We start from the raw sequence: 23,450 nt of genomic DNA on the forward strand, positions 1-23,450 counted from the left end.
TTACCGGCCAAGCGCCGCACGAACCTGCTTGAGCGCGGCCGCAGCATCCGGCCCCTTCGATTTTGCCCATTCATCCCAATAGGCCGAAATCGCCTTGGTGCCGACGTCGAGATCGCCGGGTTGCGGCTCGGTCACCGTCATGCCGCCTTCGGCGAACTTCTTGCTGAGGCTGTCTTCCTCGTCCGCCATCGCCTTGGTGATCAGCGGCATGTTGTCGGTGACGGCCTTGCGGACTTTGGCCTGGATCTCCGGCGACAGCTTGTTGAAGCGCTCCTTGTTCACGATGACGACGGAGTTGAAGTAATTGATGCCCAGCCGGTAATTGAACTTGAGCAAGTCCTTCCAGGTGTTACCGCCGCCGGTGTTGGCAGTGAGGACGCCATCGACGATGCTGCGGTCGAGCGCGGACGGAACTTCCGGGGCGCCGAGCGTGACAGGCACGCCGCCGAGCCGCTTGATGAACTCGCCTTGCTCGGGCGATGTCACGCGGATCTTCTGGCCCTTGACTTCGGCCAGCGACGTCAGCTTCTTGCTCGAGAATGCCACCTGGTAGGGATAGAGGTACTGCCCGAGCACCAGAAGGCCCTTCTTTTCGAACGCCTTTTCCAGGTACGGCGCCATGATGTCCGCCGCCTTTTTGTATTCGCCCAGAGACCGGATCAGCATCGGCAGCCGCAGGACGCCGCCAATCGGCACGTTGCCGAGGAAATATCCGTCGTCGCCCATCTGCACGACGTCGTCGCTGACGGCCTGTGTAATCGTGGTGGTATTGATGGGGAGCGAGCCCCCGAGGTGCAGCCGGACCGACAGCTCGCCGCCGGTGTCCTTTTCGATTTGCTCCGCGACGGCACTCATGCCCTTGGCCGCAGCGACTGTCGCCACGGGATTATAGATATAGAGATCCCATTTCTCGGCGGCTGCGGCTGGCGCTGTAAGGCCCGCGAATGCAAATGCCCCAGCGATCACGCCCGCAAAATGGCGACGGCTCGTCGATATCATTGTTTTCTCCCAAGTCTTTTTGTGGTTGGGCGAAACTATGTTTGATCGCGTTCCCGCCAGCAAGAGAGCGGAGGGGCGTAATCAATCGCATATGTGATAATTGGCGTGATCGTGCCGAACCGTATTGATCGGCTTGCGATCACGTAGAAGTTGGACGTCCCGCGCGGAACGCGCCGGCCGTCGCGGCCAATTGAATGAGAGAGCTTCGGGATGGACACGACCCCTGCAGACGGCCCGTTGGGCGGAATTCGCGTCATCGACCTGACCAACGTGATCATGGGACCGTTTGCGACCCACATCATGGCCGATCTCGGGGCTGACGTGGTCAAGATCGAGAGCAAGGAGGGTGACTCCTTTCGCACCTATCGCCCCAATCGCAACGAAGGCATGGCCGGCGGCTTTCTCCATCTCAACCGCAACAAGCGCAGCGTCTTGCTCGACCTGAAGCAGCCCGCGGGAATGGATGCGCTGCGCAGGCTGATTGCGACAGCCGACGTGTTCGTCCACTCGTTCCGACCCAAGGCCATCGACAAGCTCGGGCTTAGCTATCAGGCCGTCCGCGCCATCAAGTCTGATATCATCTATTGCGGCGCTTACGGGTTCAGCGAGAAGGGGCCCTACCGCGACAAGGCTGCCTATGACGATATCATCCAGGCCGGCTCCGGGCTCGCTGCATTGCATATGGTCGCGCGCGGCGAGCCGGCCTTCATGCCGACGGTGCTATGCGACAAGCTGTCCGGGCAAGCGATCGCCTATTCGGTGATGGCAGCTCTGTTCCAGCGTGAGCGTGGTGGCGGAGGGCAGGCCATCGAAGTGCCGATGTTCGAGACCACGGCGGAGTTCGCCTATATCGAGCATTTGCTCGGCTTTGCCTTCGAGCCGTCGCTCGGCGACCCCGGCTATGCCCGCGTCGTCAGCCCGCGCCGCAAGCCGTTTCGCACCGGCGACGGTTATATGTGCATCCTTCCCTATTCGGACCGCAACTGGCGCGACTTCTTCGACTTCGTGGGGCGCCCGGAAATGAAGTATGACGCCCGCTTCTTTCCGCTGGTCGAGCGAGTAGCCCATCTTGAGACACTCTACGAGATCATCGAGCAAGAAGCCCCTCGGCATTCTACGGCCTCATGGGTGTCGTTCTGCGACGACGTCAGCATTCCCTGTATGCCCGTCCTGGGTCTCGCCGATCTGCCAAACGACGAACACATGAAGGCGGTCGAGATGTTCAGCCGCGCCGAGCATCCATCGGAGGGAGCATACAAGTCGATACGGGCGCCGGTGTCCTTTAGCTCCTCGCCGTTCCGAATTCGCCGCCATGCGCCGCGGTTGGGCGAACATACGGCCGAGTTGCTCGCGGAGATCGGAGTGCATGTGCCGGAGACAATCTCCCCGAGCGGCAAGAGCAAGTGAGGCGGGTTGATGATAGATATTGTGCCAAAAGACGATTTTGGACGAATGGAGGCTTGAATGCGCGCGTTCCGGTTCGAATCTCTGACCTTACCGCCCGAAGCAGACGCGATGCGGCGCAAGGTCCGCGCCTTCCTGAAGGAGGAGCGTGACGGCGGTCGCTACGCCGCACACCGGACATCCTGGTCGACATTCGATCCGGAGTTCAGCAAGCGCGCCGCCAAGGCGGGCTATATCGGCATGACCTGGCCGAAACGCTATGGCGGTGGCGAATACTCCAACTTGCAGCGCTTCGTCGTGACCGAAGAGATGCTGGCGGCCGGCGCGCCGGGCGGCGCGCACTGGATCGCGGATCGGCAGTCCGGTCCGCAGATTCTCAAGCATGGCAGCGAGCGGGCGCGCGAGCTGATTTTGCCTCGGATTGCCGCGGGCGAGTGCTATTTCGGCATTGGCATGAGCGAACCCGATTCCGGCTCCGACCTTGCGGCCGCCCGCACCAAGGCGGACAAGGTCGAAGGTGGCTGGGTGATCAACGGTACCAAGATCTGGACCTCGAACGCGCACCGCGTCCACTACCTGATCGTGCTGGCTCGCACCCAGCCGCCCAGCGAGAACCGTCACGCCGGCTTGTCCCAGTTCATCGTGGATACGGGCTCGGAAGGCATCGAGATCAGGCCGATCATGAATCTGTCGGGAGGGCACGAGTTCAACGAGGTATTCTTCAAGAACTGCTTCGTTCCCGACGACATGATGATCGGAAAACCCGGCGAAGGCTGGACGCGCGTGACGGGCGAGTTGGCGTTCGAGCGCGCCGGCCCGGATCGCTTTATGTCGGATATCAGGCTTCTCGTCGAACTCGTCGACAAGATCGGGCGCGAGCCGAATGAGCGGCAGGCGGTCGAGATCGGCCGGCTCGCGGCTCACTTCGCCGCGTTGCGCCGGATGTCGTCGTCGATCGCCGGGCTATTGGAGCGTGGCGAAAGTCCGGTCACCGAAGCTGCACTGGTCAAGGATGTCGGCACGGCATTCGAGCGGGAAGTTCCGGAAGCGGTGCGGAAGCTGTTGCCGGTCGAGGCAAGTCTCGATGATGATGACGAGTATTCGCAGGCGATGGCACATGTGTTGCTGCACGCGCCATCGTTCACCATTCGCGGCGGCACGCCGGAAATCCTGCGCGGGATGATTGCCCGCGGTCTTGGTCTGCGCTGACGGGGAAATGCCATGGAAGACATGTCCGCCATTGTGCTTGAACAGGCCGATCGCCTCTTTGCGCAACACATCGACAAGAAAGTTCTCTCCGCAGCCGACGCCGGGCAATGGCCTGATGAGCTCTGGGGCGCGGTGGAAGATGCCGGCCTGCCGTTGGCGCTGGTAGCCGAATTGAAGGGCGGCGCAGGGCTCGCGCCCGACGTTGGGGCAAACCTGATCCGCAGGTCCGCATTTCATTCCGCGCCGCTGCCGCTGGCGGAGACCATGATCGCCAACGCACTCTGGACCGACGCGGGTGGCGAAGTCATCGCAGGCGCGGTGACGCTTGCGCCGGTTAATCCGAAGGATCGTATCACGCTCGTCTCGGGTGCAGCAGGCATGGCTTTGCAAGGTATCGCCCGGCATGTCGCCTGGGGCCAGCAGGCTCCGACCGCGCTTGTCCTTGCACGCGACGCGAACGGCAAGGCCTTCCTCTGCCGCGTGCCGACTGCCAAAGCGCGTTCGAACAAGACGCGGCGCAACGTCGCCTACGAGCCGCGCGAAGGTGTCGACTTCAGCGGCGTGCAGTTGGCCGTGAGCGATGTCCTGCCGGCGCCCGCCTGTATCGGAGCTGACGGCCTGATGCCATTCGGCGCGGCTATCCGCGTGCAGCAGATGATCGGCGGGATGGAACGGTGCATGGATTATGCGCTGTCCTACGCCAATGAGCGCGTGCAGTTCGGCCGCCCGATCGCGAAATTCCAGGCCATCCAGCACATGCTGGCGATTGCGGCAGGCCACTTTGCCGCGGCGTCTGCGGCAGGCGACGCCCTGACGGAGTCGCCGCGGCTGGGCGACGACGCGCTGGCCGTGGCGATTGCAAAATCACGATGCGGTGAATCTGCCGGTCAGGTCGCGGCCCTGTGCCATCAGGTCCATGGCGCAATGGGGTTTACCCAGGAACACCCGCTGCACTACGCCACCCGGCGGCTCTGGTCGTGGCGCGACGAATGGGGCGCGGAGCCCTGGTGGCAGGAAAAGATCGGCCGGATGATCTGCGCGCAAGGCGGCGAGGGCCTATGGCCGCTGCTCGTCGACCGGCCGGCAGCCGCCGGCGCGGCCTAAATTGAGGCTGTGGGGCGAAGATAGCGCTGCACGACATCGTTGAGCAGCGTGACGATCTCCGTCTGCCGCCGCGTGATGTCCTGGAGAGGGCCAGATACCGCGACCGCAAGCGCGCGGTTCCAGCCGTCGATGCCCTCGGGCAGCGGCACGGCAATCGATCCCGCGCCCGGCGTGACGAGGCCGGCCGAGAAGAAGAACCCCTCACGCCGCGTGCGCTCGACGTTTTCCAGCACCTGATTGATGTCGATCCGGGATATGTCGAGCGCGGCTTCCGCGTTGGTGCGCGTGCACAAGCTGCGGATCTCCTTGTCGCTGCTCGAAGTCAGTAGCGAAAACCCGGTGGCCGACCAGACCACGAGGCGTCTGGACCCGGGCGGGACATGAAAGCGCATCGTCGCGCGGGCCTGCAAAACGTGAATATACTGCGCATAGATTCCGCTCCGCGCGGCGATGATGACGGTGTCGCCCGTTTTATGGGACAGCTCTTCGAGCATTCGCATCAGGCTGCCGTTTCTGACGGGGCCCTTGTCGAGCCAGGTCCCGAGCAGGGTGACGCGCGGCGAGGGCAGGAAGCTGCGGCTTTCCTGCAGATAATCCATGTAGCCGAGCTCGACGAGGCAGTTGAGCAAGATCGAGGTCGACGATTGCGGAAATCCCAGCCGCTCGGCCACTTCGGCCACGCGCGCGTCCCGCTGGATCTCGTCGAAGAACTCCAGAACTCGCAGCACACGTCCCGCAGACTTGACCGATCCCGCGGCCGGCGGGCCGTAGCTCGTGGCTTCCGTGATCTGATCGTCCGCTGTCGCTCTCTTGCTTTTTCTGGCCATCGTCTGATTGTGCCGGCTATACTGCGGAGATCCGGTGATGCCGAGTCGACATTCTGATTTCATGTCTATTTGACGGCAGGTTAGTCGGGTCGCGCAGGCAGGTCCAGCCGAGTGCATCGACAGGGCCGGTATCCCGTTTCAGCGTAACCGTGATGACTTCCACATCGTGCTCGGCTCTAATATACGGCGACGGTGAATGGTAGCGTCTGAGTCGCTTGTGAGTTTCCAGCTTTCGATCCTGAAGATTCTCGACGGCCAGACCGACGGACGCGCCAGCCTCGAGGTCATCAAGCAGCACCTTGCCATCCTCTATACGAGTGGCCAGGAATGGACCGGACGGATGAATCGGCTCGCCGAACGTGCGCCGGATCTTGATATCTTCGGCCAGAAGCTGGTCGTGCGCGAACCGGGCGTGTGGAGCATCACCGAGGAAGGCCGCAGCTTTCTCGTCATCCTCGAGCGGCCCGCCGCGGTCCATCGCGAAATTGCGTCCGCCGAGCCGAGCCCGGCCGTCCCGATTACGGGGGGCAAGCACTCGGCCGGTACCGCATTTTCGTTGAACGACGCATGCGCCCTCGCGCTCACCTGCCGGTGAAGCGCGGCGCCCGCTTCTCGATGAAATGGGCAACGCCCTCTTTGAAGTCTTCCGTCCCGCGGCAGATCGCGACTTCGCTGTTCGCGAGCTGCGTGGCTTCGGCCAGCGTTTGCCGGGGAGCCGCGGTCAGTTGCTGCTTGATGATCCGCATCGAGCGGGGGGAGCAGAGTTTGGCGAAGTCTGAGGCCGTCTGTTGCACGGTCTCGCGAAAAGTATCCGCGGGCAGCATTCTGACCAGGCCGAGCCGCTCGGCTTCCGCCGCCTCGACCACGCGCCCCGAAAGAAGAAGGTCCGCCGCGTTCATCGGCCCGATGAGCTGACGCAACATCCAGGCGCTGCCGTGCTCCGCGATCAGGCCGCGCCGGGCAAAGGACGTGGTCAGTTTTGCGCCAGCTGCCATGAAGCGGAGATCGCAATACAGCGCGATGCAAAGACCAACGCCCGCGACCGCGCCATTGATGCCCGCAATGATCGGTTTGGGAACGGCGAGCAGGTAGCTGTAGCGCTGCTCCAGATCGTCGTCGCTTATGGGGGGAACGACGGGTGCGGCGGTTGCGGTTCCCGACAACGCGTCGGAGAGGCGGCCCATGTCGGCGCCGGCGCAGAAGCCCCCGCCCGCGCCGGTGATCACGATCGCGCGCACGCCGTCGTCCTCGGAGGCGATCGCCATCAGGCGGCGCAGCTCGATCTCCATGACCGGCGTCCAGGCGTTCATCTTGTCCGGCCGGTCGAACGTGATCGTCGCGACGCCATCGGACACTTCGAACTTCATCTGCTCGGCAGAAACCATGGTGACCTCCGTTGGCAAGCCTTCTAGCAAACGCTGGAAATCCGCGAAATGGCTTTCGTCTACGAGAAAACTTTTCTATCTATGTGAAAAAGCAAGCGAGGAAGCATGTCCAAAGAGGTCATCAAGACGGCCAAGCGGCTGTTCGAGATCCTGGAATATTTCGATGAAGTGCAGCGGCCCTTGAGTCTCAAGGAGGTCGCGCTGCGCTTCGGCTACCCCGTCTCAAGCGCGTCCGCGGTCCTCAAGAGCATGGTGGTGCTCGGTTACGTCGACTTTGACCGCTATTCGCGGACCTACATGCCGACGATGCGTATCGTGCAGCTAGGGCACTGGGTGCAGGGCGCGCTTTTTGGCGAGCGCGGAATTTCGGCGCTGGTGAACCACCTCAACAAGGAAACCGAAGAGACCGTCAGCATCGCGACCCAGAGCGACCTTTACATGCAATATATCCATGTCCAACCTTCGCCGCGCACGATCCAGTTTTCGATCAAGCCCGGGACGATCCGGCCGCTCGCGCGTTCGGGCCTCGGATGGATGCTGCTGAGCGCGCGTTCGGACGAGACCATCGAGAAGCTCGTGCGCCGCATCAATTTCGAGGAGGAAGACCGAAAGAAGAAGGTCGACCTGAAGGAGCTGGTGCAGAAGCTCCGCAAGATCCGCAAGGATGGTTACGTCATCTCCCTTCACACTGTAACGGCCGGAGCGGGCGTCATCGGGATGTTGTTGCCGGAGCGGCGCCACGGCCGCATCCTGGCGATCGGCGTCGGCGGTCCGGTCGAACGACTGGTATCCAAGCGAACTCAGATCCTGAGATCGCTGCGCGAAGGCATCGACAAATTCGTTACGCGTGAGGATCGCGCATCCGCGACAAATGCCCGCAACTGAACGGATCGATTTTCACATATCTGTAAATACGCGCGCATATCTGTAATGCTCTGGCTTTCAGCTACGTCCCGGCACATTCTTCCGCCCACTCCACGCCTCGAACGCGCGGGGATACAAAATGGTTAGAAGGGTGGAGTCGTGCAGGAGAAGGTCGTCGATCTGAAAACCAAGGACGGGGTGATGAACACGTACGTGTTTCACCCGGACCGTCCAGGACCGTTCCCTGTCGTCATCTTCTATATGGACTCGGTCGGCGTCCGCGAGGAGCTGTCCGACATGTGCCGACGTCTGGCGACAGTCGGCTATTACGTCGTCATGCCGAACATGTACTACCGCATGGTCCGCTGCGTCGATCTCGACGCGAACCGGCTGTGGGACCCCGCCTGCGCGGATAAGCTGGAGTTCATGTGGAAGCTCAACCGCCACCTGACCAACACCATGGTGATGGAAGACACCCAGGCCATATTCGACTTCCTGGCCACTGAGCCGGCTGCGCGGCAGGGCAAGACGGGATGTGTCGGCTATTGCATGAGCGGCCGCTACGTCTATCGCGCGATGGGCGTGTTTCCCGATCGCATGGCCGCCGGCGCCTCCGTCTACGGCGCGCGCCTCGTCACTGACCAGCCGGACTCCGCCCATCTCGTCACCGACAAGATCGAGGGCGAGATCTACTTTGCGCTGGCCGAGCATGATCACTACGCGCCTCCCGAGATGCTCGAGCAGGTATCGCGGGCGATCAAGACGACCGGCATCAACGGGCGGATGGAATACTATCCGGAAGCCGAACACGGCTTCGCTTTTCCAACCCGGCGCCTCTACCACAAGGCCAGCACCGAGCGGCATTGGGAGCGCCTGTTCGATCTCTTTCAGCGCAATCTGAATTGAGCTCGGGCGCTGAGTCCATCAGAAATCAAAGGAGCCGCCGCGTTGCCGCGGGCTGGCGAGACAAATCATAGGGGGAAGAACGATGAAGCGTGTGGATCGCCGAAATGTAATGTTGTCTTTGGGGGCCATCGTGGCGGCGACTGTGCAGCTCGCTGGCGCGCCCGGCGCGATGGCGGCTGACCCGGTCAAGATCGGCCTTGCGCTGCCTCTGAGCGGCGCAGCGGCGACTTATGGGCAGGAATTGCAGCGCGGCGCTGAATATGCAGCCGACCTCGTCAACCAGCGCGGCGGCATTCTCGGCGGCCGGAAGATCGAACTGATCTTCGAGGATGAGAAGGGCACGCCGCAAGGCGGCGTCGCCGCGGTCCAGAAGCTGATGTCGGTGGGGCGCGTAAAAGCGATAACCGGGGGGACGAACAGCTCGGTCGTGCTTGCCGAATCTTCGGTCACTAAGAAGCGTATCCTGCAAGTAAACGCTGGCGCGCAGGCTGATGCGATCACCGATCAGGGCAGTCCCTGGCTGTTTCAAATCAACAACACGGTGTCGCTCAACTCCGAATCGTTCAATGCCTACATCGTCAAGACGCTAAAGCCGAAGACGGTCGCCTACATGGGCGAGAATTCCGAGTTCAACAAGACGGTCCTTGAGAAACTCAAGGCGAGCCTCCAGTCCGCAGGCATTGAGCTGGTGAGCATCTCTACTTATGACGCCGAGACTAACGATTTCACGTCCATTCTCACCAAGATCAAGGCGAGCAATCCGGACATGATCTACGTCGCCGACGCCTATCCGGCGCGCGCCGCACAACTGTGGAAGCAGGTGCGCCAGCTCGGCGGCTTCAAGATCGAGGTGATGTCGCCAGGCGTGGTGACGCCGGGCATGATCAAGCCATCGGAGGGCGCCATGAACGGCGTCATTACGGGAGAGATATTCATGGCATCAGATCCCGGCGCCGAAGGCAAGGAGTTCGTCGAGAACTATCAGAAGAAGTTCAACTCCTCTCCGGGAAAAGGTGAGCTTGTGATCTTCGAGGCGATTAATCTCATCGCCGCCGCGATGGACAAAGCCGGTACCGACAGCGACTACGACAAGATCTCGAAAGTCATCCGCGAAAACTCCTGGCCGAGCCCGAGGGGACTGCTCAAGTTCGACGAGAAGGGCAGGGCGCGGGCGCCGTACTTCTACATCCAACGAGTCGAAAACGGGGCTGTCGTCCAGGTCGAGCGCGTCGCCTCGAACTGACGATCGCGCGGATCAAATTTAGAAGGCACGTACGGCTTTGGAACTTCTGGTTCAAACCCTCGTCAACGGATTGGTGCTTGGCGCCGGCTATGCCGTCATCGCCGTAGGCCTGACGCTGATCTTCGGAATCGTGGGCATTGCAAACTTCGCCCATGGTGCGTTCTTCGCCATGGGCGGCTATGCCTGCTACCTGCTGACGTCGCGAGGCATGAACTATTTCATCGCTGTTCCGTTGTCGGTGCTGATCGTTGTGGCCATTGGCGCCGTCACTGAATGGGTCGTCATCCGTCGCAGCCTGTATGGCGATTCACATCACGGCTCACTGATCGTCACGTTCGCGCTCGGTCAGGCGGCGGTGGCCGGATTGATCCTGATCTTCGGGCCGGACCCGCTCCCGGTGACATCGCCGCTCGGACAAAGCACGATGCGATTTCTCGGTATCTTCGTGACGTCGCAACGCGCGTTCATCTTTGTCTGTTCAGTTCTCGTGCTCGGCGCGCTCGGTCTGTGGCTCCGTCTGAGCATAAAGGGCCAGCAGGTCGTGGCCGTCGCCCAGAACGCGCGTGGCGCGCTCTATTCCGGCATCGATGTTCCCTGGATCCGCGCGCTGGCCTTCGTGCTAGGCGTCGCCGCCGCTGGTCTTGCAGGCGCGCTGTTGGCGCCGATCTCGACGATCTATCCGACCATGGGATACAGCGCCTTGATCGTCGGCTTCACGGTCGTCATCCTGGGCGGGATGGGCAGTATTCCGGGCGCGATGCTGGGTGCGCTTCTCATCGGTGTCGCCAACGCGCTGTTCGAAACTTACGTCTCTGTCTCGTGGACGCCCGCGCTGGGCTGGGGCCTCGTCATCGCCACGCTGCTGTTCCGACCGCAAGGACTGCTTGGCCAAGTCCAGCAGCATCGGCACTGAGATGGCAATCCAGGATTTCGGCATGACGATGGACAGGAAGCGGGCCGGCGCCATGAATGGCGAAAGGGCCGGGCGCGCCGCGCGAGAGGCCATTTACGTCGCATGCGCAGTCGCGGCCATCGCGGCGTTCGCCTTCGCGTTCACCGACCCGTTCGTGGTGACCCTCGCCGGGTACACCTGTGCGTTCGCCCTGTTTGCTCTGAGCATCAACATCATCCTCGGCGGCGTCGGAGAGGTGCCGCTCGGCCAATGCCTGTTTTTCGGCGTCGGCGCTTACGGCGCGGCGATCGGAATGGGCAAGCTCGGGCTGCCGTTCGAGGTCGCGGTACTGATCGCGCTCGTGCTTTCCGTGGTGCTGGCCGCCATCATTGGCGTCATCACGCTGCGTCTGACCGGCGCCTATTTCTCGATCGTGTCCTGGGGCCTGACCGGCGTCGCCATGGTCGCAGCAACGAAATCTCGAGGAGATCACCGGGGGACCGCTCGGCCTGTTCGGCTTTCCGCCGATCGAGATCGGTTCGCTCCAGCTGTCGGATCCGCAGACCTACTTCGCGGTCACCGCCACCATTCTTCTGCTTGCGATCGTCTTCCTGGTGGTCCTGCGCCGGTCTCCTTTCGGCGCCGCCATGGACAGTGTCCGCCAGAATCCTCATCTCGCGCGCTCGGTCGGCGTCGATGTGGCGCGCGTCCGGCTTAAGGCTTTCATGCTGAGCGCGCCGTTTGCCGCGCTGGCTGGTGCGCTCGCCGTTCCCTACACGCAGATTGTCACGCCCGAGGTCTTCAGCGTCGCGAACACGGTGGACGGGCTCCTGATGGTTCTGCTGGGCGGCGCGCAGCTGGTGGTCGGACCGGTGATCGGCGCTGCGATGTTCACGCTGATACCGCAGGCTATGAACCTCGATCCGAACGTGAGGATCCTGGCGTTCTCGTCGATCATCATCCTGATCATGATGTTTGCCCCCGGCGGACTGCATCAACTGGGCGTTGCTCTGCGTGACCGGCTCGGAAGGAGGACAGATGACGATCGCAGCCGCTGAGCGTCCCATCGTCTCGGCCCGGGATATCGTCAAGCGATATGGCGGCGTGACGGCCCTGAACGGCGTCAGCCTCGATGTCGAGGAAGGCGAAATCTTTGGCATTATCGGCCCGAATGGTGCGGGCAAGTCGACGCTGTTCGACATCCTCTGCGGCATCACCGTGCCGACCAGCGGATCGATCCGCATCATGGGAAGCGAGATCTCGGGGATGCCGCCGCATCTCATCGCGCGCTCAGGCGTCGCCCGAACCTTTCAGAGAACTGCGGTGTTCGCTGAAAGCACGGTGCTGGAAAATCTCCTGTTCGGGCGCCATGCGAGCTTTCACCACGGCGTCCTTGGCCGCATCGTCGGCAGCAAGTCCTATGTCCGGGATCAGCAGGCCTTCCACGCCCGCGTCGAGGAGGTTCTTGCGTTGATCGGCCTCTACGGAGAGCGGAACCGCAAGGCCGGCGTGCTGGCCTATGGTGTGCAGCGCCGGCTCGCCGTCGGAATCGCATTGATGTCCGATCCGAAGATCATGTTCCTCGACGAGCCTGCCGCCGGCATGAACGGGCGCGAGACCGCCGACTTCATCGCCCTGATCCGTGCGATTGCACCGGGGCGGACCATCCTGATCGTCGAGCACGACATGGCGGTCATCCGGCAGCTCTGCGGCCGCGCGCTCGTCGTCGTCGACGGCAAGCCTGTCGTGGTCGACGCGCCGCATCACGTTCTCAGTCATCCGGAAGTCGTGACCGCCTATTTGGGGGCTGACGATGACGAGTGATGGCACGCTGCTGACCGTCAAGGACGTCTCGGCGGCTTACGGCAAGGTCGTCGCGCTCCGCGGCGTCTCGCTCTCCGTCAACCGCGGCGAGATCGTCGCCATCCTCGGCGCCAACGGCGCGGGTAAAACCACGTTGTTGAACGCGATCTCCGGCGCGTCCTGCCGATCACTGCGGGCCGCATCGAGTTCGCGGATCAGCGCATCGACGGGCGCAAGCCCTGGACGCTCAGCCGGGCCGGCATCAGCCACGTCCCCGAAGGGCGCGAGATCTTTCCGTCGATGACGGTCGAGGCGAATTTGAAGATCGTCGACGCATTCGGCAGCGGTCCCGTGTTTACGGTCGATGACGTGCTCAACATGTTTCCGCGCCTGCGCGAGCGTTTCCGGCAGGCCGCCGGAAATCTCAGCGGCGGCGAGCAGCAGATGCTGGCGATCGGCCGCGGCTTGATGGCGCGTCCGCGGCTCATCCTGTTCGATGAGCCGTCACTCGGTCTGTCGCCGTTCTTCTCCAAATTCGTGCTCGGCGCGATCGGAGCGCTGCGGGCCAGGGGCCTCTCGGCGCTTCTGGTCGAGCAGAATATGCGCGCGGCGCTCAAGATTGCCGACCGGGCCTATGTGCTCAGAGTGGGCTCGATCGTGCGCGAAGGAATGGCCGGCGAAATCGCTGATGCCCCCGACATCCAGGAAGCCTATCTCGGCGCTTAGCGGACATAGCTCTTTGCAAGGGATTTGAGACAGACACATGCAGGGTCGACGCAATCTTCCGCTCGATGGCCTTACGGTCATCGATCTTGGTCAGGTCTATCAGGGCCCTTACGCAACTTATCTGATGGCCAAGGCCGGGGCCCAGGTAATCAAGATCGAGCCGCTTGCCGGAGAACCGGTTCGTCAGCGCGACAGCGTCAGTCGCGGGTCGGGCGCACCGTTCGCGATGCTGAACGGTCACAAGAAGTGCATCACGCTGGATCTGAAATCCGCGAAGGGCAAGGAGATCCTCAAGCGCCTGGTCAAGGACGCCGATGTCCTGCTGGAAAACTACGCGCCGGGCGTGATGGATCGGCTCGGGATCGGCTGGTCCGTGCTGCACGAGCTCAATCCCCGGCTAGTCTATGCGTCGGGATCCGGTTATGGACTGTCGGGCCCGGATAAGGACAATCTGGCCATGGACGTGACTGTGCAGGCCGTGTCGGGACTCATGAGCGTTACCGGCTTTCCGGATAGCCCGCCCGTCAAGGCCGGTCCGGCGCTGGTCGATTTCATGAGCGGAATTCACCTCTATGCCGGGGTGATGACGGCGTTGTACGAGCGGCAGATCACGGGCGTCGGCCGGCTGGTGGAGGTGGCGATGCAGGAGGCCGTGTTTCCCGCGCTCGCCTCGAACCTGGCCTACATGTACGACATCGGCAGGGCGCCGCCGCGCACCGGCAATAGACACGGCGGGCTCTCCGCGGCGCCATACAATGTCTATCCGGCGAGTGACGGCTACATCGCGATCATTGCGACCAACGACAAGCATTGGGGCAATCTGCTGCAAGCGATCGGACGGACCGAACTCGCGGACGATCCGCGATTCCGCGACAAGGTCGCGCGCGTTCGCAACATGGACGAAACCGACCAGTTGATCGCGGACTGGAGTTCGAAGATCACCCGCGAGGAGGCCTGCGCTGCACTGGCGAAATTCAAGGTGCCGTCCGCACCGGTCCGCGACCTAGAAGAGGTGTGCAACGACCGACACATGCATTCACGCGGCATGCTGGAATGGATCGAGCATCCGCAGTTCGGGCGGATCGTCATTCCGGACAGCCCGATCCGCATTCACGGCGCGGACAGGCTGCCGGCCGCGGTCTCCTCCAGATTGGGCGCGAACACCGATGAGGTGCTGTCGTCGATGCTCGACATGTCGGAGCCCGAGATCGCTACGCTGCGGAGCGAGGGCGTGATCGGCCCGCGCCCCCCATCCACATAGTGAGAGAATGACGATGTCAGCTTCCGAAACCCTCGTCGTCGAAACAGCCGCGCGTGTCCTTGCGGATCTGGCCGATCCGCAGACCATTGTCCAGAAGCGCGACGATGCTTGGAAGGCGCCGCTTTGGTTGTTTCTTCAGGAGATAGGACTGGACCTCGCCTGGGCTTCCGAGACCGCCGGCGGGGCAGGGGCGTCGCTCGGCAATGGCTTCGGCATCATTCGCGAGGCCGGCCGCGCGGCATTGGGAGTGCCACTCGCGGAAACGCTTCTGGCCGGGTGGCTGCTAGACCGCGCGGGTCTGACCGCGCCGGGCGGGCCGATGACGGTGGCGCCGGTTCGCCCGAAAGATCACCTCACACTCGACAAGACCGGACGCGTCAACGGCCAAGCCCGCATGGTGCCCTTCGCGAGCGATGTCGAGCATCTCGTCGTGCTGGCCAATGGCGACGAGGGGCCGTCGATCGCTCTGGTCCGAACGGCCGATTGCAAGCTGAAGCCCGGCAAAAGCCTCGCGAGCGACGCGCGCGACACCGTGGGTTTCGCGAACGTGCTGCCGGTTCATCGTGCGCGCCTGAAGGAATCGGGAGCGCGCGAGAAGGACGTCCTCCTGCTGATGGGCGCAGCTGTGCGAGCGCAGCAGATTGCGGGCGCTCTGGACAGGATCCTCGAAGTTTCGGTTCTTTATTCGCAGCAGCGTGTCGCGTTCGAGAAGCCGATCTCGAAATTCCAGGCGATCCAGCACAGCCTTGCGCGGCTCGGCGGTGAGGTTGCTGCGGCTGCGTCCGCGGCGGCGTCGGCGGCCGATACCATCGCCAACACCGGCTTTGATGACGATGCCGCGCTGCTTGAGATCGCAGCGGCTAAGATTCGCTGCAGCGAGGCCGCCGAGGTCGGAACCGGCATCGCCCATCAGGTGCACGGCGCGATCGGATTCACCGATGAACATATCTTGCATCGGTTCACGCTGCGCCTTCTTTCATGGCGCGATGAGTTCGGTGACGAAACGTTCTGGAGCCTCAAGCTCGGCGAGTTAATCACCGCCAGAGGTGCCAGGGAACTCTGGCCCCTGCTTGCCTCTCGCTGAAAGGAGCCGCGATGTCTCTCATTCATTTCGACGCCATGCGCCTGCCGGATCATTGCCAGGAGTTGCGCAAGGAGGTCCGGGCGTTCCTTGAGAGCGAGATCGCAGCGGGCACGTTCGATCCCGATCGGCCCGAAGTCGGCGCGAAGAATGCCGATGAATTCTCCCGTCGCGTCGGCGCGAAAGGCTGGATCGGCATGACTTGGCCGAAGAAGTATGGCGGGCAGGAGCGCAGCTTCCTCGAGCGCTATGTCGTCACCGAGGAGATGCGGATTGCCAATGCACCCGTGCGCCGCTTTTTTGTGGCGGATCGGCAGAGCGGCCCAACCCTCATTCGCTACGCGGACGAGAAGATCAAGCAGGACGTGCTTCCCCGTATCATCAGCGGCGAGCTGTTCTTCTGCATCGGCATGAGCGAGCCGAATTCCGGCTCGGATCTGTTCGCGGCGAGCGCGAAGGCGACCAGAACGGACGGAGGCTGGCTGATCAACGGAACGAAAGTCTGGACCAGCAGCGCGCACATCGCGGACTACATGATCGGCCTGTTCCGGACCTCCGGCTCGACCAAGGAAAACCGGCGGCACGGCCTCACGTCGTTCCTGGTCGACATGAAGACGCCTGGCATCACCTGCCGGCCGATCGGGCAGATGAGCGGCCAGCGCGACTTCAACGAGGTCGTGTTCCAGGACGCGTTCATTCCGGACGATCATGTCATCGGGGAGGTCGATGGCGCCTGGAAGCAGGCCACGAGCGAGCTTGCTTACGAGCGCTCGGGGCCTGAGCGGTTTCTCGAAACCTACGATGCGTTGCTTGCGCTTACCAACGCCGCGGGCGCCAAGCCGGACGTGAGGGTGACCGTCGGCATCGGGCGGCTGGTCGCGCAATTGCACACGCTGCGCCGCATGTCCGTTTCGGTGGCAGGGATGCTCGAGGCGGGCCGCGAACCCGTCGTCGAGGCCGCGATCGTCAAGGATCTCGGCACGGTCTGGGAGCAGGGCCTGCCGCATCGGGTCCGCGAGCTCGCTTCGCTGCTCGACCTCGAGGACGACGAAGAGGACGCCTTCCGCAACAAGCTGGATTTCGAGCTCAAGATCGCGCCGAAGCTCACAATCCAGGGCGGCACCACGGAAGTCCTGCGCGGCATCATCGCGCGCGGGCTTGGACTTCGCTGATCAAGACAAAAGGAATCTGACTCCACATGAGCACTGATATCGCGGTTACCACGCAAGGCCGCGTCGCAACGATCGAGATCCAGCGGCCACCGCTGAATTATTTCGATCTCCAGCTCATTCGGGACATCGCCGACGCACTCGACAAGATCGATGCGAACGGCGAGATCCGCGCCGTCGTCCTTGCCGCGCAGGGCAAGGCGTTTTGCGCCGGCGCGGATTTCAATACGCCGGCCCGGGACGCGCCGGCCAGTGGCGACCAGCGAGACGGCGGTCACCTCTATATAGAGGCCGTGCGCATCTTCCGGAACAAGAAGCCGATCGTCGCAGCGGTGCAGGGCGCGGCAATCGGCGGCGGCTTTGGTCTGGCGATGTCGGCGGATTTCCGCGTGACGTGTCCCGAGGCCCGTTTTGCCGCGAACTTCACGCGCCTGGGTTTCCATCCCGGCTTCGGACTGACCGTCACGCTGCCCGAGGCCATCGGCAAGCCGAACGCCGAGTTGATGTTCTACACCAGCCGGCGCGTCACTGGTGAGCAGGCACTGGCGATGGGATTGGCGAGCGTTTTGGTCCCTCAGGACCAGGTTCGCGCGGCCGCGATGTCGCTCGCGCAGGAAATTGCCGAATGCTCGCCGCTCGGCCTTCTGTCGACCCGCGCCACCATGCGCGTGGGACTCGCGGACCGCGTCAAGCATGCGACGGATCACGAACTCACCGAGCAGAATCGCCTGTGCGTGACCGACGATTTCCGCGAAGGGGTCAAATCCACGGCGGAGCGCCGGTCCGCCAATTTCACCGGCAAGTGAGGTCACCATGACGGAAAAGCTCGAAAAATTTCCGGAGGGAAGTTGCGATTGCCACGTCCACATCTATGGGCCGTTCGATCGCTTCCCCGTCGACTATTCCGGAAAATTCGCTCCGAAGCAGGAGTTCCCAGTCGATATGCTGTTCGACGCCTGGAAGACGATCGGCATTTCGCGCGGCGTGATCGTCCATGCCGGCAATGCCGGCTCGGACAACGAGGTGACGCTCGAGGCCTTGAAGCGCTTTCCGGACAAACTGCGCGCCGTCGCGATCCTCAATCAGGATGTCACAGACAAGCGGCTGGACGAGTTGACCGATGCCGGCGTCAAGGGCGTGCGCATCAATCTCCTGTATCAGGACGGCAAGCCCGTGTTGTCGGGCGGCGGCATGAATCTGGACGACCTGAAGGCCTTGGCGCCGCGCATCGCCGAGCGCGGTTGGCACGCGCAGCTCTGGATCGAGACCGGCGATCTGCAGCAACTGGCGCCCGAAATCGAGAAGCTCCCGCTCGACTTCGTCATCGACCATCAGGGTCGCACCATGGCAGACAAGACCGTCAATTACAGTGGGTACCAGTGGTTCTGCGACCGCGGCCTCAAGAGCGGCCGCTATTGGTGCAAGCTATCCGGTGCGGATCGCAACACGCGAGTCGGCAGCCCGTACAAGGACACCGAGGACTTCATGAAGGCGCTGGTCGCGGCCAACCCCGACCGGCTGGTCTGGGGCAGCGACTGGCCGCACGTCGGCCACGCCGACGACGCCGTCCCGAAGGAGTCCGTGCTGATGGATCTGTTCAGGCGCTGCGTGCCCGACCAGGCCGTCCGCAGGAAGATCCTGATCGACAATCCGGCCAGACTCTACGGCTTCTGAGAGCCGAGAGCTGCGAAAGGATTACGCGGGGCTGGTCCCGGCAGGGTTCTTGGGCCGTAGAGCCGCTGTCGAACTCGCCGTTGCGATGAGCACGTCGTTTGAATCCCGCAGCTCGGCTTCCAGGAAGCCGACGCTGCGTCCCTGCCGGACGACCTTGCCGTAAGCCCGATACAGGCCCGGGTGTGCGGGCAGCAGGAATGCGACCTTGATCTCGAGGCTCGCGACTGTAGTCAGGTATTCGCCGCGCAGCAGGCTCGCGGTCGCCATGGCCGCATCGAGCCAGCCCGTCACGATTCCACCCTGTACGATGCCGCCCCTGGGATGTCCTTCGGTGGAATGGCAATGCCGAGGCTCGGCATGCCATTCGATCACGACACGATCGCGTGTCTGATCATAGGAAACGGCGCCGACGCCGAGCAACTCCCACGCCGCCGGCCGTCGCGCCTCGGTCTGCTTGATCAAGTCTTCGTACGACATGTCTGGTGATAGCCCGTAATTGCTGGATGTTCACGAGGCGAGCCGCAGCACGCCTCGCAAACAATCAGCACAGGCAATGTCGCTACACAACAGCGCCCGGCGGAGATCAGCTATCCGACGCGATGCCCTTTTGCCACGTGGAGGGATTTCCGCCAAAGCCGCGGCGGGCCCGTTTTTCGAGCCAGTAGCCCATTTGCGGCGGGACCGCGCTGAAGGTCGGATCGACGCCGAGCTTCTGCGCCGCGTCCATCGCCCAGTTCGGGTTGTGGATGAACTCTCGGCCGACAGCGACGAGGTCGGCTTTCTTGTCCTGAAGGATCGCTTCGGCCTGATCGCCGTGAATGATGAGGCCGACCGCCATGGTCATGATATCTGCCTCGCGGCGGATATAGTCCGCAAACTGGACCTGATAGCCGTACTCGTTGAGGCGGAAGAAGTTGGGGACCTTACTGTTGAGGCCGCCGGTGCTGCAGTCGATGACGTCGACGCCCTTCGTCTTGAAGATGCGGACCAGCCTGGCGTTCTCAGCCGGACCCCAGCCCGCCTCGTCTTCGATCGAAAGACGGACGAACAGCGGCTTTGGCGCCGGCCAGTTGGCGCGCACGGACTCGGCGACCTCGATGGCAAATCTCATCCGGTTGGCTTCGCTGCCGCCATAGTCGTCCGTTCGCTGGTTCGCCTCAGGCGACAGGAACGAATGGATCAGATAGCCATGGGCGGCATGCAGCTCGACGACGTCGAAGCCGGCCTGGTCGGCGCGCGCCGCCGCCTTGCCCCAGGCGTCGATCGCATCAGGAATCTCGTGACGCTCCAGTGCGCGCGGCGTGAAATAGCCATTGCCGAACGCAAGCGCGCTCGGACCGATCAGGCCCCAGCCGTCGACGTCGTCGACGGCTGCAAGCTCTTGGGCGGAGAGGGTTCCATCTCCCTCCCAGGGACGCCGGGCCTTTCCCTTCCGGCCGGTGTGTCCAAGCTGGATGCCGGCTGCAGCGCCGTTCGACTTGATGAAGCTCGCGATGTCGCGAAGCGGCGCGATGAACTTGTCGTCCCAGATGCCGAGGTCCCCGACCGTCCCGCAGCCGCGGCGCTCGACCTTGGTCGACTCGACGATGACAAGGCCCGCGCCGCCTGCGGCGAACTTGCCCGCATTGGTGATGTGCCAGGGGGTCGGAAAGCCGCGGTCTGCAACGTATTGCAGCATCGGCGGGACCACGATCCGGTTCTTGATCTCGACATCACGGATACGTAGTGGTGAGAACAGCAGCGTCTCGTTCATCCGGCCTCCCTTGTTGATTTCAGATTAGGGAGCTGGCCCACATATGCCAATGCACGTCAGGGACGGCATCGCATTTCTATGGATGTGAAAAGAGGGGCTGACGATACCTTGTTGGCTGGACGGCGTCGTTCACGCGACCGTTGACCTCCGCTATTCTGTGTCCGGATGGTCTGCAAGAATTGTCGCCAACGCTTTTCCCGATTTCGCGAGAATCTTCTGCCTTGCTTCCGCGATCTGCTCCAGGGGGTGTGCGATCTCCCGCAATCCCATCTCGACCCCAAGATCGTTGAGGGCTCTCTGGTCGAACGCGATCGAGTCGTCGGCCCAGCGGTTCATCTGCTCCGCCCAGAGCTTGCAAAGATCGTTGGCGGAGAGTTGTTCGTACCGGCGGCCGCGTACGAGATAGGATTGCCGATTGTCCAATTGCCGATTCTTGAGCAGCAGCTCGACAGCTTCTCGCGCCTGATCGGTCATGGACCACCATTTCCCGAAACGTGTCGTCGAGATCCTCAATTCGGGTTCGTTGCGAGATAAGCATAAACTCTGCGGGACCGGAAGCCAAGCCGGCCACTTCATCCCGATCGAGCGGTGGAAGCCGCGCCCTGAGCGGCAGCACTGGGCTGCCGCTCAAAGATCCTTCACGAAGCCTGGAGATCAGGACTTCTTCATCAGCGAACACTTGCTCTGTTCGCGGGGAATGTTGGCGTCTTCGGCGGGGACCGTTGCGACGACGTCGTAGAAGTCCCACGGCCCCTTAGACTGCTCCACCGTCTTTGCCCGCAGCAGGTAGTAGTCGTGGATGTGCATGCCGTCCTCGCGAACGTAACCCTTCTCCGAGAAGAAGTCGCTCACGGGCATCGAACGGAATTTTGCGAGCACGGCTGCGGTGTCGAGGGTTCCAGCAGCTTCGACGGCCTTCAGATAGTGCAAGGTGGCCGAGTAGATGCCGGCCTGAACCATGGTCGGCATGCGGCCGACCTTGTCGAAGAAGCGCTTCCCGAACGCGCGTGAACCGTCATTCCGATTCCAATAGAAGGCTTCCGAGGTGTACAGACCCTGCAGATTGGGAAGACCCACCGACTTGGCATCTGTGATCTGGAACAGCAGAGCCGCGACCCTCATCTTGCTCTTCTGTCCGAGCAGGCCGAACTCGTGCGCCTGCATCAGCGAATTGGTTGTGTCGCCGCCGGCATTGGCGAGAGCCAGCACGTTGGCGCTCGAGTTCTGCGCCTGCAGCAGGAACGACGAGAAGTCGCTGGTGTTGAAGGGGTGCCGCACCGAGCCGACCACCTTGCCGCCGGACTCCTTGAGCACGGCGGACGCATCGTTCTCGAAAGCTTGTCCGAAAGCATAGTCGGCCGTCAGGAAGTACCATTCGTTGCCACCCTGTCCCAAAAGCGCCTTCGCGGTGCTGCGCGCCAGGGTGTAGGTGTTGTAGGTCCACTGGAAGGTGTTAGGAGAGCATTTCTCGTTCGTGATGGCGGATGCGCCGGCCGACGACACGATCATCATCTTGTTCTTGTCCCGGACCAGATCAGCCAGAGCCAGCGCGACCGCGGAGTTTCCAATATCGAGAATGACATCGACGTTCTCCGTGTCGATCCATCGCCTGGCGATGCCCGAGGCGATGTCCGTCTTGTTCTGGTGATCGGCGAACACGAGCTCGATCGGCCGTCCCAGCAATTTTCCGCCGAAATCGGCGATCGCCATCTTGGCAACTTCAACGGCTGCAGGCCCCGCGGCATCCGCATATTGGCCCGACTGATCGTTGAGAACGCCGAGCTTGACCGGCTTCGACGCAGGCGTCTGCGCGTGAGCCGAAGCAAGACTGAGGAAAACCATCGACGCAGCCAGTACATTTCTCATTTTTCACTCCCCTTTGAATTTTTTTTAACTTTCGAGATCAGGATTGATCTTGCGACACCAGCCGCGCTGGCGGCGGATCTATTCGGCCGCCTGGCGGTATCGCTCGACCCCGTCCAGACTTTCTCCGGCGGCACGAAGGGCTCCGCCCCATTTGGCAAGCCACCAGCTATATTGCTCAGGCCATTGCTCGAAATGACCGGTCAGCCCGAAATGCTCCGCAGCGTGAAGCGCCCAGAACGGATCGTAGAGCATCTGGCGGGCCATGAAGATGAGGTCGGCCCTGCCGTCCTGCAGAACCTTCTCTGCAAAGTCCGGGGTCCGGATCATGCCAACCGCGCCCGTCGCAATGTCGGCCTCGCGGCGAATGCGTTCGGCAAACGGCACCTGATAGCCTGGACCGCGACCGAGATTGGCGTTGGTCGATCCCGCGCGAAGATTGCCGCCCGTCGAACAATCGACCAGATCGACACCGAGCTCCTTCAATTTGCGGGAGAAAATGATGCTGTCTTCGATTTCCCAGCCGCCGTCGATCCAATCGGTCGCGGAGATGCGCACGAAGAGGGGCGTGGACGAGGGAAGTGCAGCCCTCACGGCACGCGTCACTTCGAGCGGAAACCGCATCCGGTTTTCGAGGTTGCCGCCGTATTCGTCGGTGCGGAAATTGGCGAGCGGCGACAGGAACGATTGCAGGAGATAGCCGTGAGCCATGTGAAGCTCGATGATGTCGAAGCCCGCAAGCACAGCCCGACGCGCCGTGGCGACGAAGGCATCGCGTACGCCGACGAGTCCGTCCTTGCTGAGAGGGATGGGAGTCTGGAAGCCATCAGAGAATGCCACATCCGACGGCCCCGTGGGCACCCAGGTTTCCTCTCCCATTTCGATATCGCGGTCCGTCAAATGGCTATTGCCCCGGAACGCGCGCTGCTGGCTCGATTTGCGTCCGCCGTGATTGATCTGGATCGCTGCCTTTGAGCCGTGCGACTTGATGACATGAACGATCTGACGCATGCCGTCGATCTGGCCGTCCTCCCATAGCCCGGGATCGCCGTTGGTAATGCGCCCCTTCCGGGAGACCGACGTCTGCTCGACGAAGACGAGCCCGGCCCCGCCCTGGGCAAATTTGCCATAGTGAACCAAGTGGAACGGCGTGACGTAGCCGTTCACGGCCGAATACATCCCCATCGGCGAAACGACGATGCGGTTGCTCAGCTCGACGCCGCGGAATGCAATGCTTTCAAACAGCTTGACCATTGTGATCTTCCCCTGAATTGGCGGACCGGGGCA

Annotated in this window: 26 protein-coding genes; 18 read left to right on the forward strand and 8 right to left on the reverse strand. The window is 62.6% G+C overall.

Annotation, left to right across the window (positions count from 1 at the left end):
- Positions 1-999, reverse strand: a complete 999-nt coding sequence (gene dctP / locus ACVIN2_RS31535) for a TRAP transporter substrate-binding protein DctP (protein ID WP_247300392.1) — start codon at positions 997-999, stop codon at positions 1-3.
- Between the two features lie 210 nt (positions 1,000-1,209).
- Between dctP and ACVIN2_RS31540 the strand changes: the two genes are divergently transcribed.
- From ACVIN2_RS31540 to ACVIN2_RS31550, 3 genes are read left to right on the forward strand one after another with little or no spacing between them, the layout of a single operon-like run.
- Positions 1,210-2,406, forward strand: coding sequence for a CaiB/BaiF CoA transferase family protein (locus tag ACVIN2_RS31540; protein WP_456768569.1), 1,197 nt, complete (start codon positions 1,210-1,212; stop codon positions 2,404-2,406).
- Between the two features lie 57 nt (positions 2,407-2,463).
- Positions 2,464-3,612, forward strand: coding sequence for an acyl-CoA dehydrogenase family protein (locus ACVIN2_RS31545; RefSeq protein WP_456768570.1), 1,149 nt, complete (start codon positions 2,464-2,466; stop codon positions 3,610-3,612).
- A gap of 12 nt (positions 3,613-3,624) precedes the next feature.
- The gene (locus ACVIN2_RS31550; RefSeq protein WP_354208880.1) at positions 3,625-4,716 is read left to right on the forward strand and encodes an acyl-CoA dehydrogenase family protein; all 1,092 of its coding nucleotides are present in this window, start codon (positions 3,625-3,627) and stop codon (positions 4,714-4,716) included.
- Here ACVIN2_RS31550 and ACVIN2_RS31555 read toward each other — a convergent pair.
- The gene (locus tag ACVIN2_RS31555) at positions 4,713-5,543 is read right to left on the reverse strand and encodes an IclR family transcriptional regulator (protein ID WP_247300398.1); all 831 of its coding nucleotides are present in this window, start codon (positions 5,541-5,543) and stop codon (positions 4,713-4,715) included. The two genes, ACVIN2_RS31550 and ACVIN2_RS31555, sit on opposite strands and share 4 nt — an antisense overlap.
- Positions 5,544-5,760: 217 nt before the next feature.
- On the opposite strand from ACVIN2_RS31555, the gene ACVIN2_RS31560 reads away from it, so the two are divergent.
- Positions 5,761-6,138 carry a hypothetical protein gene (locus ACVIN2_RS31560; RefSeq protein ID WP_247300399.1) on the forward strand — a complete coding sequence of 126 codons (378 nt, stop codon included), beginning with the start codon at positions 5,761-5,763 and terminating at the stop codon, positions 6,136-6,138.
- Here ACVIN2_RS31560 and ACVIN2_RS31565 read toward each other — a convergent pair.
- Positions 6,125-6,928: an enoyl-CoA hydratase-related protein gene (locus ACVIN2_RS31565; protein WP_456768571.1), complete on the reverse strand. Its 804-nt coding sequence runs from the start codon at positions 6,926-6,928 to the stop codon at positions 6,125-6,127. The genes ACVIN2_RS31560 and ACVIN2_RS31565 overlap by 14 nt on opposite strands.
- Positions 6,929-7,033: 105 nt before the next feature.
- On the opposite strand from ACVIN2_RS31565, the gene ACVIN2_RS31570 reads away from it, so the two are divergent.
- From ACVIN2_RS31570 to ACVIN2_RS31635, 14 genes are all read left to right on the forward strand, one after another.
- On the forward strand, positions 7,034-7,813 hold the full coding sequence (locus ACVIN2_RS31570; RefSeq protein ID WP_456768572.1) for an IclR family transcriptional regulator: 780 nt from the start codon (positions 7,034-7,036) through the stop codon (positions 7,811-7,813).
- Positions 7,814-7,951: 138 nt separating this feature from the next.
- Complete coding sequence (locus ACVIN2_RS31575) at positions 7,952-8,698, forward strand: dienelactone hydrolase family protein (protein ID WP_354208877.1); 747 nt, start codon at positions 7,952-7,954, stop codon at positions 8,696-8,698.
- A gap of 109 nt (positions 8,699-8,807) precedes the next feature.
- Positions 8,808-9,941, forward strand: coding sequence for an ABC transporter substrate-binding protein (locus ACVIN2_RS31580; RefSeq protein WP_456768573.1), 1,134 nt, complete (start codon positions 8,808-8,810; stop codon positions 9,939-9,941).
- Between the two features lie 37 nt (positions 9,942-9,978).
- Positions 9,979-10,854, forward strand: a complete 876-nt coding sequence (locus tag ACVIN2_RS31585) for a branched-chain amino acid ABC transporter permease (protein ID WP_354208875.1) — start codon at positions 9,979-9,981, stop codon at positions 10,852-10,854.
- Positions 10,826-11,551 carry a branched-chain amino acid ABC transporter permease gene (locus ACVIN2_RS31590; RefSeq protein ID WP_456768574.1) on the forward strand — a complete coding sequence of 242 codons (726 nt, stop codon included), beginning with the start codon at positions 10,826-10,828 and terminating at the stop codon, positions 11,549-11,551. Before ACVIN2_RS31585 ends, ACVIN2_RS31590 begins: the two co-directional genes overlap by 29 nt.
- Positions 11,448-11,891 (forward strand): branched-chain amino acid ABC transporter permease, encoded by a 444-nt coding sequence (locus ACVIN2_RS31595; protein ID WP_456768575.1) that lies wholly within the window; start codon positions 11,448-11,450, stop codon positions 11,889-11,891. The genes ACVIN2_RS31590 and ACVIN2_RS31595 overlap by 104 nt, the downstream gene beginning before the upstream one ends.
- Positions 11,872-12,657: an ABC transporter ATP-binding protein gene (locus ACVIN2_RS31600; protein WP_354208873.1), complete on the forward strand. Its 786-nt coding sequence runs from the start codon at positions 11,872-11,874 to the stop codon at positions 12,655-12,657. The genes ACVIN2_RS31595 and ACVIN2_RS31600 overlap by 20 nt, the downstream gene beginning before the upstream one ends.
- The gene (locus tag ACVIN2_RS31605) at positions 12,647-12,940 is read left to right on the forward strand and encodes an ATP-binding cassette domain-containing protein (RefSeq protein WP_456768576.1); all 294 of its coding nucleotides are present in this window, start codon (positions 12,647-12,649) and stop codon (positions 12,938-12,940) included. Before ACVIN2_RS31600 ends, ACVIN2_RS31605 begins: the two co-directional genes overlap by 11 nt.
- On the forward strand, positions 12,859-13,362 hold the full coding sequence (locus tag ACVIN2_RS31610) for an ABC transporter ATP-binding protein (RefSeq protein ID WP_456769840.1): 504 nt from the start codon (positions 12,859-12,861) through the stop codon (positions 13,360-13,362). Before ACVIN2_RS31605 ends, ACVIN2_RS31610 begins: the two co-directional genes overlap by 82 nt.
- A 37-nt stretch (positions 13,363-13,399) precedes the next feature.
- Positions 13,400-14,623, forward strand: a complete 1,224-nt coding sequence (locus ACVIN2_RS31615) for a CaiB/BaiF CoA transferase family protein (protein WP_339031558.1) — start codon at positions 13,400-13,402, stop codon at positions 14,621-14,623.
- 13 nt (positions 14,624-14,636) lie between these two features.
- Positions 14,637-15,707: an acyl-CoA dehydrogenase family protein gene (locus tag ACVIN2_RS31620; protein WP_456768577.1), complete on the forward strand. Its 1,071-nt coding sequence runs from the start codon at positions 14,637-14,639 to the stop codon at positions 15,705-15,707.
- A gap of 11 nt (positions 15,708-15,718) precedes the next feature.
- The gene (locus tag ACVIN2_RS31625) at positions 15,719-16,876 is read left to right on the forward strand and encodes an acyl-CoA dehydrogenase family protein (RefSeq protein WP_456768578.1); all 1,158 of its coding nucleotides are present in this window, start codon (positions 15,719-15,721) and stop codon (positions 16,874-16,876) included.
- A 26-nt stretch (positions 16,877-16,902) separates the two neighbouring features.
- The gene (locus tag ACVIN2_RS31630; RefSeq protein WP_456768579.1) at positions 16,903-17,679 is read left to right on the forward strand and encodes an enoyl-CoA hydratase/isomerase family protein; all 777 of its coding nucleotides are present in this window, start codon (positions 16,903-16,905) and stop codon (positions 17,677-17,679) included.
- A gap of 7 nt (positions 17,680-17,686) precedes the next feature.
- Complete coding sequence (locus tag ACVIN2_RS31635) at positions 17,687-18,547, forward strand: amidohydrolase family protein (RefSeq protein WP_456768580.1); 861 nt, start codon at positions 17,687-17,689, stop codon at positions 18,545-18,547.
- A gap of 21 nt (positions 18,548-18,568) precedes the next feature.
- Here the strand turns inward: ACVIN2_RS31635 and ACVIN2_RS31640 are convergent, their stop codons facing one another.
- The 5 genes from ACVIN2_RS31640 to ACVIN2_RS31660 all read right to left on the reverse strand — a co-directional run bounded on the left by ACVIN2_RS31640 (position 18,569) and on the right by ACVIN2_RS31660 (position 23,417).
- Entirely contained in the window at positions 18,569-19,024 is a 456-nt protein-coding gene (locus ACVIN2_RS31640; protein WP_456768581.1) for a PaaI family thioesterase, read from the reverse strand.
- Positions 19,025-19,130: 106 nt separating this feature from the next.
- Entirely contained in the window at positions 19,131-20,300 is a 1,170-nt protein-coding gene (locus tag ACVIN2_RS31645) for an NADH:flavin oxidoreductase/NADH oxidase (protein WP_354208867.1), read from the reverse strand.
- 150 nt (positions 20,301-20,450) lie between these two features.
- The gene (locus tag ACVIN2_RS31650) at positions 20,451-20,774 is read right to left on the reverse strand and encodes a hypothetical protein (protein ID WP_354208866.1); all 324 of its coding nucleotides are present in this window, start codon (positions 20,772-20,774) and stop codon (positions 20,451-20,453) included.
- A 180-nt stretch (positions 20,775-20,954) separates the two neighbouring features.
- Positions 20,955-22,166, reverse strand: a complete 1,212-nt coding sequence (locus ACVIN2_RS31655; RefSeq protein WP_354208865.1) for an ABC transporter substrate-binding protein — start codon at positions 22,164-22,166, stop codon at positions 20,955-20,957.
- A 78-nt stretch (positions 22,167-22,244) separates the two neighbouring features.
- On the reverse strand, positions 22,245-23,417 hold the full coding sequence (locus ACVIN2_RS31660) for an NADH:flavin oxidoreductase/NADH oxidase (RefSeq protein ID WP_456768582.1): 1,173 nt from the start codon (positions 23,415-23,417) through the stop codon (positions 22,245-22,247).
- Positions 23,418-23,450 lie beyond the last annotated feature (33 nt).

Source organism: Bradyrhizobium sp. USDA 3650 (assembly GCF_054057395.1).

What these genes read in the sequence shown, in the direction of transcription:
- ACVIN2_RS31640 (WP_456768581.1), bottom strand. Translation starts at nt 19,024, where the DNA reads ATGTCGTACGAAGACTTGATCAAGCAGACCGAGGCGCGACGGCCGGCG.
- ACVIN2_RS31600 (WP_354208873.1), top strand. Translation starts at nt 11,872, where the DNA reads ATGACGATCGCAGCCGCTGAGCGTCCCATCGTCTCGGCCCGGGATATC.
- ACVIN2_RS31555 (WP_247300398.1), bottom strand. Translation starts at nt 5,543, where the DNA reads ATGGCCAGAAAAAGCAAGAGAGCGACAGCGGACGATCAGATCACGGAA.
- ACVIN2_RS31565 (WP_456768571.1), bottom strand. Translation starts at nt 6,928, where the DNA reads ATGGTTTCTGCCGAGCAGATGAAGTTCGAAGTGTCCGATGGCGTCGCG.
- ACVIN2_RS31605 (WP_456768576.1), top strand. Translation starts at nt 12,647, where the DNA reads ATGACGAGTGATGGCACGCTGCTGACCGTCAAGGACGTCTCGGCGGCT.
- ACVIN2_RS31545 (WP_456768570.1), top strand. Translation starts at nt 2,464, where the DNA reads ATGCGCGCGTTCCGGTTCGAATCTCTGACCTTACCGCCCGAAGCAGAC.
- ACVIN2_RS31660 (WP_456768582.1), bottom strand. Translation starts at nt 23,417, where the DNA reads ATGGTCAAGCTGTTTGAAAGCATTGCATTCCGCGGCGTCGAGCTGAGC.
- ACVIN2_RS31650 (WP_354208866.1), bottom strand. Translation starts at nt 20,774, where the DNA reads ATGACCGATCAGGCGCGAGAAGCTGTCGAGCTGCTGCTCAAGAATCGG.
- ACVIN2_RS31645 (WP_354208867.1), bottom strand. Translation starts at nt 20,300, where the DNA reads ATGAACGAGACGCTGCTGTTCTCACCACTACGTATCCGTGATGTCGAG.
- ACVIN2_RS31625 (WP_456768578.1), top strand. Translation starts at nt 15,719, where the DNA reads ATGTCTCTCATTCATTTCGACGCCATGCGCCTGCCGGATCATTGCCAG.
- ACVIN2_RS31540 (WP_456768569.1), top strand. Translation starts at nt 1,210, where the DNA reads ATGGACACGACCCCTGCAGACGGCCCGTTGGGCGGAATTCGCGTCATC.
- ACVIN2_RS31615 (WP_339031558.1), top strand. Translation starts at nt 13,400, where the DNA reads ATGCAGGGTCGACGCAATCTTCCGCTCGATGGCCTTACGGTCATCGAT.
- ACVIN2_RS31620 (WP_456768577.1), top strand. Translation starts at nt 14,637, where the DNA reads ATGTCAGCTTCCGAAACCCTCGTCGTCGAAACAGCCGCGCGTGTCCTT.
- ACVIN2_RS31635 (WP_456768580.1), top strand. Translation starts at nt 17,687, where the DNA reads ATGACGGAAAAGCTCGAAAAATTTCCGGAGGGAAGTTGCGATTGCCAC.
- ACVIN2_RS31580 (WP_456768573.1), top strand. Translation starts at nt 8,808, where the DNA reads ATGTTGTCTTTGGGGGCCATCGTGGCGGCGACTGTGCAGCTCGCTGGC.
- ACVIN2_RS31655 (WP_354208865.1), bottom strand. Translation starts at nt 22,166, where the DNA reads ATGAGAAATGTACTGGCTGCGTCGATGGTTTTCCTCAGTCTTGCTTCG.
- ACVIN2_RS31550 (WP_354208880.1), top strand. Translation starts at nt 3,625, where the DNA reads ATGGAAGACATGTCCGCCATTGTGCTTGAACAGGCCGATCGCCTCTTT.
- dctP (WP_247300392.1), bottom strand. Translation starts at nt 999, where the DNA reads ATGATATCGACGAGCCGTCGCCATTTTGCGGGCGTGATCGCTGGGGCA.
- ACVIN2_RS31570 (WP_456768572.1), top strand. Translation starts at nt 7,034, where the DNA reads ATGTCCAAAGAGGTCATCAAGACGGCCAAGCGGCTGTTCGAGATCCTG.
- ACVIN2_RS31630 (WP_456768579.1), top strand. Translation starts at nt 16,903, where the DNA reads ATGAGCACTGATATCGCGGTTACCACGCAAGGCCGCGTCGCAACGATC.